General features: G+C 60.5%; 14 protein-coding genes. 10 read left to right on the forward strand and 4 right to left on the reverse strand.

All coding sequences use genetic code 11. From position 1 onward, the window contains the following. The first annotated feature begins 9 nt into the window (after positions 1–9). Both hemL and BLU11_RS11220 read left to right on the forward strand, forming a co-directional pair. Complete coding sequence (gene hemL / locus BLU11_RS11215; RefSeq protein WP_090273421.1) at positions 10–1,290, forward strand: glutamate-1-semialdehyde 2,1-aminomutase; 1,281 nt, start codon at positions 10–12, stop codon at positions 1,288–1,290. Between the two features lie 100 nt (positions 1,291–1,390). Continuing rightward, entirely contained in the window at positions 1,391–1,975 is a 585-nt protein-coding gene (locus BLU11_RS11220; RefSeq protein WP_090273422.1) for a tetratricopeptide repeat protein, read from the forward strand. A 130-nt stretch (positions 1,976–2,105) separates the two neighbouring features. On the opposite strand, the gene BLU11_RS11225 is transcribed toward BLU11_RS11220, so the two are convergent. Continuing rightward, positions 2,106–2,453 (reverse strand): DUF1820 family protein, encoded by a 348-nt coding sequence (locus tag BLU11_RS11225; protein WP_090273423.1) that lies wholly within the window; start codon positions 2,451–2,453, stop codon positions 2,106–2,108. A gap of 184 nt (positions 2,454–2,637) precedes the next feature. Here BLU11_RS11225 and miaB point away from each other — a divergent pair, with 184 nt between their 5' ends. From miaB to lnt, 5 genes are all read left to right on the forward strand, one after another. After that, complete coding sequence (miaB, locus tag BLU11_RS11230) at positions 2,638–3,978, forward strand: tRNA (N6-isopentenyl adenosine(37)-C2)-methylthiotransferase MiaB (protein WP_090273424.1); 1,341 nt, start codon at positions 2,638–2,640, stop codon at positions 3,976–3,978. Positions 3,979–4,103: 125 nt separating this feature from the next. Then, on the forward strand, positions 4,104–5,117 hold the full coding sequence (locus tag BLU11_RS11235) for a PhoH family protein (RefSeq protein ID WP_090273425.1): 1,014 nt from the start codon (positions 4,104–4,106) through the stop codon (positions 5,115–5,117). Continuing rightward, positions 5,107–5,565 carry an rRNA maturation RNase YbeY gene (gene ybeY, locus BLU11_RS11240; RefSeq protein WP_090273426.1) on the forward strand — a complete coding sequence of 153 codons (459 nt, stop codon included), beginning with the start codon at positions 5,107–5,109 and terminating at the stop codon, positions 5,563–5,565. Before BLU11_RS11235 ends, ybeY begins: the two co-directional genes overlap by 11 nt. Positions 5,566–5,580: 15 nt before the next feature. Continuing rightward, positions 5,581–6,420, forward strand: coding sequence for an HlyC/CorC family transporter (locus BLU11_RS11245; RefSeq protein ID WP_090273427.1), 840 nt, complete (start codon positions 5,581–5,583; stop codon positions 6,418–6,420). 22 nt (positions 6,421–6,442) lie between these two features. Then, the gene (gene lnt / locus BLU11_RS11250; protein WP_090273428.1) at positions 6,443–7,969 is read left to right on the forward strand and encodes an apolipoprotein N-acyltransferase; all 1,527 of its coding nucleotides are present in this window, start codon (positions 6,443–6,445) and stop codon (positions 7,967–7,969) included. Here lnt and BLU11_RS11255 read toward each other — a convergent pair. Next, entirely contained in the window at positions 7,919–8,227 is a 309-nt protein-coding gene (locus BLU11_RS11255; RefSeq protein ID WP_090273429.1) for a hypothetical protein, read from the reverse strand. The genes lnt and BLU11_RS11255 overlap by 51 nt on opposite strands. A gap of 192 nt (positions 8,228–8,419) precedes the next feature. Here BLU11_RS11255 and leuS point away from each other — a divergent pair, with 192 nt between their 5' ends. The 3 genes from leuS to holA are packed head-to-tail and all read left to right on the forward strand — an operon-like array spanning position 8,420 to position 12,632. Continuing rightward, entirely contained in the window at positions 8,420–11,026 is a 2,607-nt protein-coding gene (gene leuS / locus BLU11_RS11260) for a leucine--tRNA ligase (protein ID WP_090273430.1), read from the forward strand. Positions 11,027–11,045: 19 nt separating this feature from the next. Beyond that, complete coding sequence (locus BLU11_RS11265) at positions 11,046–11,591, forward strand: LPS-assembly lipoprotein LptE (protein WP_090273431.1); 546 nt, start codon at positions 11,046–11,048, stop codon at positions 11,589–11,591. A 3-nt stretch (positions 11,592–11,594) separates the two neighbouring features. Next, complete coding sequence (gene holA / locus BLU11_RS11270; protein WP_090273432.1) at positions 11,595–12,632, forward strand: DNA polymerase III subunit delta; 1,038 nt, start codon at positions 11,595–11,597, stop codon at positions 12,630–12,632. Between the two features lie 6 nt (positions 12,633–12,638). On the opposite strand, the gene BLU11_RS11275 is transcribed toward holA, so the two are convergent. Further along, the gene (locus tag BLU11_RS11275; protein WP_090273433.1) at positions 12,639–13,268 is read right to left on the reverse strand and encodes a hypothetical protein; all 630 of its coding nucleotides are present in this window, start codon (positions 13,266–13,268) and stop codon (positions 12,639–12,641) included. Further along, complete coding sequence (locus BLU11_RS11280) at positions 13,265–14,563, reverse strand: sialidase family protein (protein WP_090273434.1); 1,299 nt, start codon at positions 14,561–14,563, stop codon at positions 13,265–13,267. Before BLU11_RS11280 ends, BLU11_RS11275 begins: the two co-directional genes overlap by 4 nt. Positions 14,564–14,732: the final 169 nt, after the last annotated feature.

Consider the following 14,732-nt stretch of genomic DNA (forward strand, 5'->3'; position numbering starts at 1 on the left):
GAACTGCCCATGTCCCGCTCGGAAACCCTTTTTGCCAGTGCCCAGAAACATATCCCCGGTGGTGTGAACTCCCCGGTTCGCGCATTTCGCAGCGTTGGCGGCACGCCCTTGTTCATCAAGCACGCCGAAGGCGCTTACATCGTTGATGAAGACGACAAGCGCTACGTTGATTACGTCGGCTCCTGGGGCCCGATGATTCTCGGCCACAGCCACCCGGACGTACTTGATGCCGTCCGTCGCCAGCTGGATCACGGCCTGTCCTACGGCGCACCGACCGCGATGGAAACCGAGATGGCGGAGCTGGTCTGCTCCATGGTGCCGTCGATGGACATGGTGCGCATGGTCAGCTCCGGTACCGAGGCGACCATGAGTGCGATTCGCCTGGCGCGGGGTTATACCGGTCGCGATACCATCATCAAGTTCGAAGGCTGCTACCACGGTCATTCCGACAGTTTGCTGGTCAAAGCCGGCTCCGGCGCACTGACCTTCGGCGTACCCAGCTCGCCCGGCGTGCCGGCGGCCTTTGCCCAGCACACCCTGACCCTGCCCTACAACGACATCGCTGCCGTGCGTGAAAGCCTGAGCAGGGTTGGTAAGGACATCGCCTGCATCATCGTCGAACCGGTGGCCGGCAACATGAACTGCGTACCGCCCGTACCCGGTTTCCTCGAAGGGCTGCGCGAAGTCTGTGATGAACACGGCGTGGTGCTGATTTTCGACGAAGTCATGACCGGCTTCCGCGTCTCTCTCGGTGGCGCACAGGCCTATTATGGCGTCACCCCTGACCTGTCAACCTTCGGCAAGATCGTCGGCGGCGGCATGCCGGTCGGCGCCTTCGGTGGCAAGCAGCACATCATGGAATGCATCTCACCGCTGGGGCCGGTTTATCAGGCTGGGACGCTGTCCGGCAACCCATTGGCGATGGCCGCCGGCTTGACCACCCTGAAACTCATCAGCCGTCCCGGTTTTCATGACGAGCTGACCAGCTATACCAGCCGCATGCTGCAGGGACTGCAGGATCGCGCCGATGCGGCCGGCGTGCCCTTTGTTACTACTCAAGCGGGTGGCATGTTCGGGCTGTATTTCAGTGGCGCCGATAACATCCTCACCTTCGAGGATGTGATGGCCAGCGATGCCGAACGCTTTGCCAGATTCTTCCACAGCATGCTGGAACAAGGTGTGTACTTTGCGCCCAGCGCTTTCGAAGCCGGCTTCGCCTCCATCGCCCATGGCGATACCGAGCTGCAGTTGACGCTGGATGCTGCCGAGCGGGCTTTCGCTTCCCTGTGATCAAGGGGTCAGCCAACCGCTGTCATGGCGGTTGGCTGGCGCGCGGATCAGGCGCACAATAGCAACACCCCCTCCTCCAGGATCAAACGGCCCGCCAATAATGAACAGCTCTCTTGTCAGGTTCTTCAGCGCTTTCACCCTGTGCACACTGAGCATCGGCACTCCCGTCGCATCTGCCCAGTCCCTTGCACCGCTGGTGGTCAGCACCGAAGAGCGCTGCGCTTTCAATCGCGTCGATGATGAGAGCCTGCCGCTGGCACTGGAAAACTGCACAGCCGCTGCCGAGTCCGGTGACATGCAGGCGCAATTTGAAATGGGTGAGCTGTATTACCATGGCGAACGCACCGAGCGGGATCTGCAGCAGGCGCTCAAATGGTATGAACAGGCGTCGGTTCAGGGTCATCCGGATGCACAATACCGCCTTGGACTTATGCACATTGAAGGTGAAGGCGTTGAACGCAACCTGCCGCAGGCCTACATCATCCTGAAGATGGCGGCAGTCAATGGTCAGGATGCAGCAATGGATGCCACCGACAGACTGACCGAACAGATGTCAGACGAAGAAGTCGCCGCCGCGACTCAGGTGCTGGGCACACTGTTCCGCAATTATCTGCGGCATATACGTGACGAGCAGTTGCGGCAGCTGCAGGGCGGTGCTGACGAGGCTGAACCGGCCGCTCAGTAATAGTCGACCAGTCCGAACGCCAGATTTGTGGGAGCTTGTGGGAACGGCCTTGGCCGCGTGGGTTTCAGGCAGGCCTCTTCGTGGCCAGGGCCACTCCCACAAAAAAGCCGTCTTCGAGCGCCGACCAGGATCAGTTGTTACCCGGTCCCTGACCCGGCCCCGGCTGCATCGGAAATGACATGACGTTGCCGCCTGCTTTGGCTTCGCTGATCTTGGCCTGACCAACACGCTCGACTTCATCGATACGCACTATGGCATGGGCTGGAATGAAGCTGCGGTTGACGCCTTCGAACTGACTCTTGAGTTTTTCCTCGCCCGGATCGACCAGCATCTGCGAGCGTTCGCCGAACACCAATTCTTCGATTTCCAGAAAGCCCCACAGCTCGCTCTGAAAAATCTGACGGGCGTACAGCTCGTAAACCTGACCTTGATTGAGAAAAATCACCCGAAAGATGGGCTGTTGCTTATCTTTGCTCATTGAACTCACACATCGTACAACATGGATAGGACCGCTGGCCTCAGCCGTCCGGTCAAAGGGCGCGGATCATATCACATTTAACCTCATCAACTATGGTGCGCAGCCCGTCGCCGCAGGCATAACATCGCCCCGGCCTTCCGTGTATAATCGCCGTTTTTCTCCACGAGTCCCTTCCGCGAATCCCATGGCAAAAAAACTTTTTATTCAGACCCACGGTTGCCAGATGAACGAGTACGACAGCTCGCGCATGGCTGACCTGCTCGGTGAACATCAGGCAATGGAATTGACCGACCGCCCCGACGAGGCCGACGTCATCCTGCTCAATACCTGTTCGATTCGCGAGAAGGCGCAGGAGAAGGTGTTTTCCGAGCTGGGGCGCTGGCGGCCGCTGAAGGAAAAGAACCCGGACCTGATCATCGGCGTTGGCGGTTGCGTTGCCAGCCAGGAAGGCACCGCCATCCGCGACCGCGCCTCCTATGTGGATGTGGTCTTCGGTCCGCAGACCCTGCACCGCCTGCCGGAAATGATCAACGCCGCCCGCACCACCGGTAGCGCGCAAGTGGACGTGTCCTTCCCGGAAATCGAGAAATTCGACAATTTGCCCGAGCCCCGCGTAGACGGCCCGACCGCCTATGTCTCGGTGATGGAAGGCTGCAGCAAGTATTGCAGCTTCTGCGTGGTGCCCTACACCCGCGGCGAGGAAGTCAGTCGCCCGTTTGATGACGTGCTGGCCGAGTGTGTACATCTGGCCGAGAACGGCGTGCGTGAAGTCACCCTGTTGGGTCAGAACGTCAACGGCTATCGCGGCCAGACTCACGACGGCGGCATCGCCGATCTGGCTGATCTGATCCGGGTGGTGGCGGCAATCGACGGCATCGACCGCATCCGCTACACCACCTCGCATCCGCTGGAGTTTTCCGACAGCCTGATCCGCGCCCATGCCGAAGTCCCGGAGCTGGTGAAGTATCTGCACCTGCCGGTGCAATCGGGTTCCGACCGCGTACTGGCCGGGATGAAGCGCAACCACACCGCACTGGAGTACAAGTCCCGGGTGCGCAAGCTCAAGGCAGCGGTGCCGGACATCATTCTCAGCTCGGACTTCATCATCGGCTTCCCCGGTGAGACCGACCGCGACTTCGAGCAGACCATGAAGCTGATTGAGGAAGTCGGTTTCGACTTCTCCTATTCCTTCATTTATAGCGCCCGTCCCGGCACGCCGGCGTCCGACCTGCCCGACGACACCCCGATGGAGGTCAAGAAGCAGCGTCTGCAGATCCTTCAGGCCCGGCTCAACCAGCAGGGTTTCGAGAACAGCCGACGCATGGTTGGCAGTACCCAGCGCATCCTGGTCACCGATTACTCGAAGAAGGACCCGGGCATGCTCCAGGGCCGCACCGAGCATAACCGCATCGTCAACTTCCGCTGCGACAATCCGCAGCTGATCGGCCAGTTTATCGATGTGCAGATCGACGAAGCACTGCCACACTCTCTGCGTGGCACGCTGCTGAGCGAAACAGTGCATTGACTTCAGCGCCCGCCGTCCAGCCCGCTGCGCACGGCGGGCTGCGGCTCATTGCCCATCTTTGCATAGCCCGATTTGCGCGCTATGCTGTCTCTTCCTGATAGCCACATGGCCACTAACGGACCAATTTGAACGCTACCTCGACTATTCATCGCTTCAGCATCGAGCCCGTAGATCCCCGGCGCTTCGCCAGTCTCTGCGGTCAATTCGATGAAAACCTTCGTCTTATCGAGCAGCGCCTCGGTATCGAGGTCCGCAACCGCGGCAACCACTTCGAGCTGATCGGCGACCCAGCCATCACCCGTTCCGCCGAGGCGGTATTGCGTCAGCTGTACCGCGAAACGCGGGACAACAAGGACCTGGAACCGGATACCGTGCACCTGTATCTGCAGGAGTCGGGACTGGAAAACCTCAGTGAGTCCCTGCAGCAGCGTGACGGCCACAAGCCGGTGGTGCTGCGTACCAAGCGCATGACCATTCAACCGCGCGGGCCGAATCAGCAGACTTATGTACGTTCGATTCAGGAACATGACATCAACTTCGGTATTGGCCCGGCCGGTACCGGCAAGACCTATCTGGCTGTCGCCTGCGCCGTGGATGCGCTGGAGCGCGAGCAGATCCGACGCATTCTGCTGGTGCGCCCGGCAGTTGAGGCCGGCGAGAAGCTGGGCTTCCTGCCCGGCGATCTGTCACAGAAGATCGATCCCTACCTGCGCCCGCTGTACGACGCCCTGTATGAAATGCTCGGTTTCGAACAGGTCGCCAAGCTGATCGAAAAGCAGGTAATCGAGGTTGCGCCCCTGGCCTATATGCGCGGGCGCACCCTGAACAACAGCTTCATCATCCTTGATGAGAGCCAGAACACCACCCTGGAACAGATGAAGATGTTCCTCACGCGCATCGGCTTCGGCTCCACGGCAGTCATCACCGGTGACATAACCCAGGTCGACTTGCCGCGCGGCACCCGCTCCGGTCTGACTCACGTGATAGATGTGTTGCAGGATGTAAAGGGTATCGGCTTTACCCATTTCAAATCCAAGGATGTGGTGCGTCACCCGCTGGTGCAGCGTATTGTCGAAGCCTATGAACGCTTTGACAGCGCCCAGGAACAGCAGCGCGAGGAGCGCCGCAATGACCGTTGAGGTAGACATACAGAGGGCAACCGATGCCCCTGGTCAGCCCGATGACGCCAGCCTGATACGCTGGGCCGCCCTGGCCCTGCGTGACAAACCCGGGCAGGAGCTGACCATACGTCTGGTCGATGCCGATGAAAGCCAGACGTTGAACAGCGAATACAGGCACAAGGACTACCCCACCAACGTGCTGTCCTTCCCCGCCGACCTGCCCCCTGAGCTGGAAATACCTTTGCTCGGCGATCTGGTTATCTGCGTCCCGGTAGTCAATCGCGAGGCCGCTGAGCAGAGCAAAGCCGCCGATGCGCACTGGGCGCACATGGTCATCCATGGCTGTCTGCATCTGCTGGGTCATGACCATATTGAAGACGATGAAGCCGAGAAAATGGAAGCCCTGGAACGCAGGCTGCTGGCCGAACTGGGCATTGCCGACCCCTATCTTGCAACCGACGAGTGATGAGTAGATAACCCCATGAGCGACGATCGATCGAGCAACGGACACAAGTCCTGGCTGGAGAGACTGACCCAGGCTTTTGTCCAGGAACCCCGCAACCGTCAGGAACTGCTCGAATTGCTGCGCGAGGCGCAGCAGAACGAGGTTCTCGACATCGAGGCCCTGGCGATCATCGAAGGCGCGCTGCAGGTCGCCGACATGCAGGTGCGCGATATCATGATCCCGCGCTCGCAGATGACCACGATCAAGGCATCCCACACGCCTCGCGAGTTTCTGCCATCGGTTATCGAGGCAGCCCACTCCCGCTTCCCGGTTATCGGCGAAAGCATCGACGACGTGCTCGGCATCCTGCTGGCCAAGGATCTGCTGCCGCTGCTGCTGGAAGGCAATACCGAACGTTTCGATATCAAGGATCTGCTGCGCCCGGCCACCTGCGTGCCCGAATCCAAGCGGCTTAACGTGCTGCTCAAGGAGTTCCGCTCAACGCACAATCACATGGCCATCGTGATTGACGAGTATGGCGGTGTTTCCGGACTGATCACCATTGAGGACGTACTGGAGCAGATCGTCGGTGATATCGAGGATGAGCATGACATCGATGACGAGGACTACATCAAGCCCCTGCCCTCCGGTGATTACCTGATCAAGGGTCTGACCCCGATCGAGGATTTCAACGAGCAATTCGATACGGGCTTTTCCGATGAGGAGTTCGACACCTTCGGCGGCCTGGTAATGAATGCCTTCGGCCACCTGCCCAAGCGCAACGAGATCGTCGAGCTGGATGGATTCCGGGTACGCATTCTCAACGCCGACAGCCGTCGTGTGCATCTGCTGCGGGTCTCCGTTATCCAGCCCTGATCGACCTTTTTCCGAGAGCACCATGACCCTGCCACAAAAGCTGCTTCGGCTGTTGCGCAGCCCCGGCTGGTCGGGCGATGTACTGGCCCTGATCGCCGGTGCGTTGACCACCCTGTCGTTTACCCCCTTCGATATCTGGCCCCTGGGACTGATATCGGCGGCCTTGCTGTATCAGAGCCTGCACGATCTAACGGGGCGTCAGGCATTGTGGCGGGGCTGGTGCTGGGGTGTGGGGCTATTTCTCAGCGGCGTGTCCTGGGTCTATGTCAGCATCCACGTGCATGGTTATGCCCCACCGGCCCTGGCAGCACTGCTGACGGCGCTGTTTGTCGCTGGGCTGGCGTTGTTACCAGCGCTGATGGCCTGGCTCTGGGCACGCTGGCTGCGGCCGAGCGATAGCCTTTGGTTGGCAGCAACGGGGTTTGCTGCCCTGTGGGTAGCTCAGGAATTCTTTCGCAGCTGGTTTCTCACCGGCTTTCCGTGGCTTTATCAGGGCTATGCCCATACCGACACCTGGCTAGCCGGCTGGGCACCGCTGGGCGGCGTCTGGCTGCTCAGTTTTCTTACTGTATTCAGCGCCTGCCTGCTCAGCGAATGGCGTCTGTGGCGCCGCCTCTCCCATGGTCTGCTGGCCGGCGCGCTCCTGGCCGCGATCTGGATCGGCGGCGCGCTGCTGAGCAGCATTGAATGGACCCGACCAGCGGGCGAACCGCTGTCGGTGGCGCTGATTCAGGCCAACATTGAACAGTCACGCAAGTGGGATCCGGCGCATATCGACCATACGCTGGCGACCTACCGCGACCTGAGCTATGCCCAGCCAGCGGACATCATCCTCTGGCCGGAAACCGCCGTGCCGGTCCTCAGCAGTCGCGCCATGCCCTTCGTTCAGGGTATGGCTGCCAACCTGGCGCAGCAAGGCAGCACGCTGATCACCGGCATCCCGGTTGACCAGGCGGACGCCAATGGCGAGATGCGCATCTACAACGGCATCATGGTCGCCGGGGAACAACCCAGCCAGTATCTCAAGCACAAGCTGGTGCCATTCGGTGAATACGTGCCGCTGGAAGATCTGCTGCGCGGGGTGATCAGCTTCTTCGATCTGCCCATGTCGAACTTTTCCCGCGGGCCGCTGCAGCAGGACCCACTCGAAGCGGCGGGACACCGGCTGGCGCCCATGATCTGCTATGAAACCGTCTATCCCGACTTCGCCGGCCGGTTGGCGGCCGACAGCGAACTCCTGCTGACCATCAGCAACGACAGCTGGTTCGGCAAATCCATCGGCCCGCTGCAACACCTGCAGATGGCCCGCATGCGCGCCCTGGAAAGCGGGCGCTGGATGATTCGGGGGACAAACAACGGCGTGACGGCGCTGATCGATCACCGGGGTCGAATCACCGCGCACATACCGCAGTTCGAACAAGCGGTATTGCGCGGTGAGGTACAACCCCGTGAAGGCCTGACACCCTGGCTGCGTTTCGGCAGCTGGCCACTGGCGGCGCTAGTACTGGCTGCGCTGATGCTGTGTGCAGTCGCGCGCCGCAAACACTGAGGGCGGCGCGGCGGCGCGCCCGAGACTTGTGACACCGAGAGGCATACCGTCACGCTGCATGGCACCGAGTATCTGTTTCAACAACTGCATATCCTGTTTGCTCAAACCGCACACTTCCAGCTCTGCTGGTACATCCTCCCGGCCCGCCATCCATTGCCGGGTGCGGGCGACATCCAGGGCTTGATCCAGACGACGCAGCAGTCGCCCGTAGGATGAATCGCGGCCACTGGCAAGGGGCTCCGGCTGCACATGTTTCATGATCTTTCTCCCTAGGCAAATATGACTGTCCAAGGCAGATGGACATCCTTTGCCAACAGCATAGACCCGACGTCCGATTTCTCCCGTGGCCGGCGACGAATGGCAACAGGCCCTACCTGTGCCGGGCCCGGTGGTGTATCCTGCCGCATTACTTTTTTCTCTGACATACGAGTCGACAAACAGTCCACGCCCATGCAAGAACAGTATTCTCCCCGCGAAATAGAAAACGCCGCCCAGACCGCCTGGGAACATACCGACGCCTTCAAGGTGGACGAAACGCCAGGCCGTGAAACCTACTATTGCCTGTCGATGTTCCCCTACCCTAGCGGCAAGCTGCACATGGGCCACGTGCGCAACTACACCATCGGTGACGTGATCGCCCGCTATCAGCGCATGCAGGGCAAGAATGTGCTGCAGCCCATGGGCTGGGATGCCTTCGGCATGCCCGCGGAAAACGCCGCGATGAACAATAACGTCGCGCCCGCCGCCTGGACCTATTCCAACATCGACTACATGCGCACCCAGCTGAAAAGCCTGGGGCTGGCAATAGACTGGTCGCGCGAATTCGCCACCTGCACCCCCGAGTACTATCGCTGGGAACAGTGGCTGTTCACCAAGCTGTACGAAAAAGGCGTGATCTACCGCAAAAACGGTACCGTCAACTGGGACCCGGTCGACCAGACCGTACTCGCCAATGAACAGGTGATCGATGGCAAGGGCTGGCGCTCCGGCGCCGAGATCGAGAAGCGCGAAATTCCCATGTATTACTTCCGCATCACTGATTACGCGGAAGAACTGCTGGACTCGATGGACAACCTCCCCGGCTGGCCGGACCAGGTCAAGACCATGCAGCGCAACTGGATCGGAAAATCCGTAGGGATGGAAGTGCACTTCCCCTATGATCAAGCCTCGATCGGCGGCGCCGGCAAGCTCAAGGTTTTCACCACCCGTCCCGATACATTGATGGGCGCGACCTATGTCGCGGTCGCCGCCGAACACCCGCTGGCTACCCAGGCTGCGGCGCACAATCCGGCACTGCAGACCTTCATCAATGAATGCAAACGCGGCGGTGTGGCCGAAGCCGATATCGCCACCCAGGAAAAACAGGGTCAGCCCACCGGGCTGTTCGTCGAGCACCCGCTGACCGGCGACAAGCTGCCGGTCTGGGTCGCCAACTACGTGCTCATGAGTTATGGCGAAGGCGCGGTCATGGCCGTGCCAGCCCACGACGAGCGCGATTTCGAGTTCGCCAGCCAATTCCACCTGCCGATCAAGCCGGTCATCCGCACCTCGGCAGGCGACGAGACGCCCGCCCCGTGGCAGGATGCCTATGGAGAGAAAGGCGAGCTGATCAATTCCGAGGAATTTGACGGCCTGGACTTCGACAGTGCATTTACCGCGATCAGCGAAGTGCTCAAGCAGAAGGATCTGGGGGCACCCCGCACCCAATATCGCCTGCGCGACTGGGGCATCAGCCGCCAGCGCTACTGGGGCTGCCCGATTCCGATCATCCATTGCGAGCATTGCGGTGATGTACCGGTACCGGAAGATCAGTTGCCGGTGGTACTGCCGGAAGACGTCGTGCCCGATGGCGCCGGCTCGCCGCTGGCGCGGATGCCCGAGTTCTACGAGTGCAGCTGCCCTACCTGCAACCGGCCCGCACGGCGCGAAACCGATACCATGGATACCTTCGTCGAGAGCTCCTGGTACTTTGCCCGCTACGCTTCGCCGCATTATGAGCAGGGCATGGTCGATCCCGCTGCAGCCAACCACTGGCTGCCGGTGGACCAGTACATCGGCGGTGTCGAACACGCCATTCTTCACCTGTTGTATGCGCGTTTCTTCCACAAGCTGATGCGCGACCAGGGTCTGGTCGATTCGGATGAGCCATTCAAGAATCTGCTGACGCAGGGCATGGTTATCGCCGAGACCTACTATCGTCTCGAAGAGAACGGCAGCAAGAGCTGGTTCAACCCGGCTGATGTCGAAGTTGAGCGCGATGCCAAGGGCAAGGTCATTGCTGCCCGCCTGGCCAGCGACGGCCAGCCAGTGGTCATCGGCGGCATCGAGAAGATGTCCAAGTCGAAGAACAACGGTGTCGATCCCCAGTTCATGATCGACCAGTACGGCGCCGATACCTGCCGCCTGTTCATGATGTTTGCCTCGCCGCCGGACATGAGCCTGGAATGGTCGGATGCCGGTGTCGAGGGTGCGCACCGCTTCCTGCGCCGGGTCTGGCGTCTGGGCAATCAGCACACCGCTCAGGGCAGCAGCGTGGCGCTGGATCTCAGCAGCCTGAGTGACGCTCAGAAGAATGTACGTCGCGCCATTCATATTGCCATTCGTCAGGCCAGCCAGGATATCGGCCAGCACCACAAGTTCAACACCGCCATTGCCGCGGTGATGACGCTGATGAACGTACTGGAAAAGGCGCCGCAGGCCAGCGAGCAGGATCGCGCCCTGCTGCAGGAAGGTCTGGAAACCGTTACTCTTCTGTTGGCACCCATAGTTCCGCACATCAGCCATGCGCTGTGGCAGGCGTTGGGGCATGACATAGCGGTGATTGACGCATCCTGGCCGACGCTGGACGAGAGCGCCCTGGTGCAGGACAGTCTGGAGCTGGTGATTCAGGTCAACGGCAAGCTGCGCGGCCACATTCAGGTACCGGCCGACGCCAGCCGCGAAGACGTGGAAGCCACTGCCCGAGCCAACGAGAATGTACTGCGCTTTACCGAAGGCCTGAGCATCCGCAAGGTGATTGTGGTGCCCGGCAAGCTGGTCAATATTGTCGCCAACTGATACGCAACGGAGAATCGGCATGCCACTGCAACGTCCACGTCATCTGCTGAGCTGTGCTGTGCTCGGCGCCAGTCTGCTGCTCAGCGGCTGCGGCTTCCATTTGCGCGGCACCAGCGTCGACAGCGTCAAGCTGGAGGAACTGGCTGTCAGCGCCCGCAACAGCTACGGCCCCACCTATCAGAGCGTACTGGAAGCTCTCCAGGTCAATGGCGTGGACATACGCAGCTCGGCCCCTTACCACCTGCAGCTGCTGGATGAGCGCAAGGAACGGCGCGCGGTCACCTACACCTACCGCTCCACGCCGGCCGAATATGAGCTCACCAGCGAACTGACCTTCCAGATCAGCGACCGCCAGAGCCGCCCGCTGATCGGGCCGGAAACCCTCTCCACCCAGCGCGTCTATGTCAACGACAAGGACAACCTGATCGGTACCAGTGAAGAGGAAGCTCTGCTGCACCGTGAGATGCTTCAGGATCTGACCCGCCAGCTGATGTTCCGCCTGTCGAGCATATCCGCCAGCGACCTCGCAGCGCGCGAACAGGCAATTGATCGTCAGGCTCCCTGAGACGTGAAGCTCAACCCGGGGCAACTGCAGCGCCAGCTCGGTGACGGGTTGGCGCCGGTATATGTGATCAGCGGAGATGATCCGCTGCTCACCGGCGAGGCGGCCGATCTGGTTCGCCGTGCCTGTCGCGATGCCGGCAGCGAAGAACGTCTGGTGTTTCATGTGGACCGCAGTTTCGACTGGGGGCAACTGCATGACGCCAGCCACAGCCTGTCATTGTTTGCCCAGCAACGCCTGGTCGAACTACGCATTCCCGGCGGCAAGCCAGGGGATGAAGGCGGCAAGGCGCTGCTGGCCTGGTTGGACAATCCTCCCCCTGACACGACATTGCTGGTTACCCTGCCCAAGCTGGACGGCAGCACCCAACGCAGCAAATGGGCCAAGGGACTGATCGAGCATGGCAGCAGCCGTTTCGTGCAGATCTGGCCCGTAGACGCCCAGCAGCTGGCTGGCTGGATGCGAGACCGCCTGGCGGCCGCTGGACTGCATGCCACGCCCGAAGCACTGGAGCTGCTGAGCGTGCGCGTGGAGGGCAACCTGCTGGCCGCCGCGCAGGAGATCGAAAAGCTCAAGTTGTTCTGCGACAGCGGTCAGCTGGACCTGCAGACGGTACAACAGGTCGTTGCCGACAGTGCCCGCTTCGATGTCTTCAACCTTGCCGATGCCATGCTGCAAGGTGAAGCACAGCACGCGTTGCGCATATTGCAGGGTCTGAAAGGGGAAGGTGTTGAAGCGCCGGTCGTGCTCTGGGCGGTGACCCGTGAACTGCGCAGTCTGCACAACATGGCCCACGATCTCGCTCGTGGCATACCCCAGGACAAGGTCTTTTCCAGCCAGCGCCCACCGGTCTGGGACAAGCGCAAACCCTTGGTGTCCCGAGCTCTGCAACGTCACCCCGCCACTACCTGGGGCGCACTGTTGCGTCTGGCTCAGCAGACCGACGAACAGATCAAGGGCCAGGCCCCAGGCTCGCCCTGGGACAGTCTGGCCCTGGTGCTGGTAAAGGCAGCCGGAGCCAGAACGCCTCTGGTCGCCGGCTGAGCCGCCTCAGTCCAACCCTTCATCCAGCCGCACAGTCGAGGCGAACATGCCGCGACGCCATTTCAGCAAGGTGGCTATCGAGTTGGCTATCAGGACGCCGATGGAATAAAGCACCACGAAGGGATCAATCAGATAATCCCAGTAATTGTCCGAGGCTTTGATATCCAGGGTGAAGGCCAGGGTAGCCAGGGTCAGCAAGAGCACCCCGAGTATATTGCCCAGCAGCAACAGCACCAGCGTCAATACACCCATCAGCCCAATCAGCATCCGCGGCGAATAACCCCAGCTATAGGTGTCAAGCATGCCCACACCCATCGACGCTGGATAGAGCAACACTCCCAGCACGGCGAATATCGAGCAAAGCTGCCATGAATAGGTACCCGACCCAGGTTGCAGCCAGCCCAGACGCAGCGCCGTGCCGGCCAGCATCCAGATTACCGCGGTGATGGAAAGCTCATCGGTCAGCCCCCGCAGGTAACCTGCCAGGGACAACCCGGTGGGCAGCGGGATGATCCCGATGACCAGCACCGCGAGCAACAGCAAACCACGATAGCGCACGGGGAGTCGGCTACTTGGCAGCAACAGGAATACAATCAGGGCGAAGCTCAGACAGGACTGCAAACTCACGGAAATCATAGCTGCGCTTCCACCCAGGCATCGTTGAATGCCACGTGCTTGATGAAACTGTTGTTCCAGGCGTAGACCACGTGGTAACGACCATCGGTGGCGCGAATCATATAGGGATACTCATACTGGAAGTCGCACATGCCATCCCGGCACATGCGCTGATCGATCTCGCGCAGGTATTCGGCCAGCAGACCCCGGCGCGCCACGCCACTGGACGACAGAAACTTTTCACCAATCAATTCTTCGTACTTGAACCGCGGGAAGGGCTTGCCTTGCGGGTCTGGTGAGGCATCAAGAGAGGCTACCTGCGACCATTCGGTAAGGTTTTCCGTTGCCTCATCCAGGCTCAGACTGAAGCGCCCATCGATCAGATTGTTCTGCGCCACCAGCAGGCTGCCATGACCCGAACGCACTGCAGCCAGAGAGGCATTGGGATTCCATGGCGCGACTGCCCATTCGGGCTTCCAGGTACGTCCGGCATCCTCGGTGACGGTAGCCAGTACATGCCCGACCTCGCTCGCGTCCCGCAGCAAGGCTACGGCCCGCTTACCGCCCAGAGGGACCACGGTCGGCTGCAGTGAATTGGTGCCGTCGGCAATGCGGAACTTGTCCACCACCCGGCCCCGCGCATCCATATACAGATACTCGGGAAACTTGCCGAGAAATTCGTGATATACCGGCAAACCGATCGAGCCATCCTGGTGAAACACCGGCGCAGCACGCACCAGCGTACTTATATTGACGAAGGGCGTGGTGACCAGCTGTCGCGGCTTGGACCAGTTTTCGCCGAGGTCATCGGACACCATGACATTCACCGCGCTGCCCGCCCAGCCACCTACCGAGACGGACACGTAGAACAGCCACAAACGGTCATCCGGCGAATAAGCGATCACCGGGTTACCCAGTTTACGGATGGGTTTGCCCACCGCGCGGCGGGTCATTTCCCGCGTCACCAGCACGCGCTCCTCGCCCCAGCTGCCGCTCACCGCGTCAAACCGCGCAGCGCGGATATCGACATCGGCTGCGCCCTCTCGGGAGCCGGCAAACCACACCGCCATCAGATCGCCTGCGGGCAGGGCCGCAACGGAGGGCGAGTGCACGAACTCGTCCAGGTCCGATGACGCGAACCCCTGTTGAAAGTCCGCCTCCTGCTGCACAAAGGATGGCTCGAAGTTCTGAGTGGGGAAAGGCGAAAAATCCGACATCTGATAGGCCGGATGTAACAACCAAGCGGTGAAAAACACCCCCAGGACAGCGGGAATCGCCAGGATCCGCCATCGATTGAATTTACTATTCCTTTGCATTCTTTATTCTTCTGAATAACCAACGTGTGCCTACAGCGCCAATACGCCCCCTGATATGCGCAAACAGTCTGGCTGCAAAACGTCATTTCCGAATAGTACCAGCCCCATACACAATCGAATATTTTTATCTTTCACCGAGCCGACCAAGGAACCTGATGCTGCCTTCGCC

The organism is Halopseudomonas litoralis, assembly GCF_900105005.1.
Classification (GTDB): domain Bacteria; phylum Pseudomonadota; class Gammaproteobacteria; order Pseudomonadales; family Pseudomonadaceae; genus Halopseudomonas; species Halopseudomonas litoralis.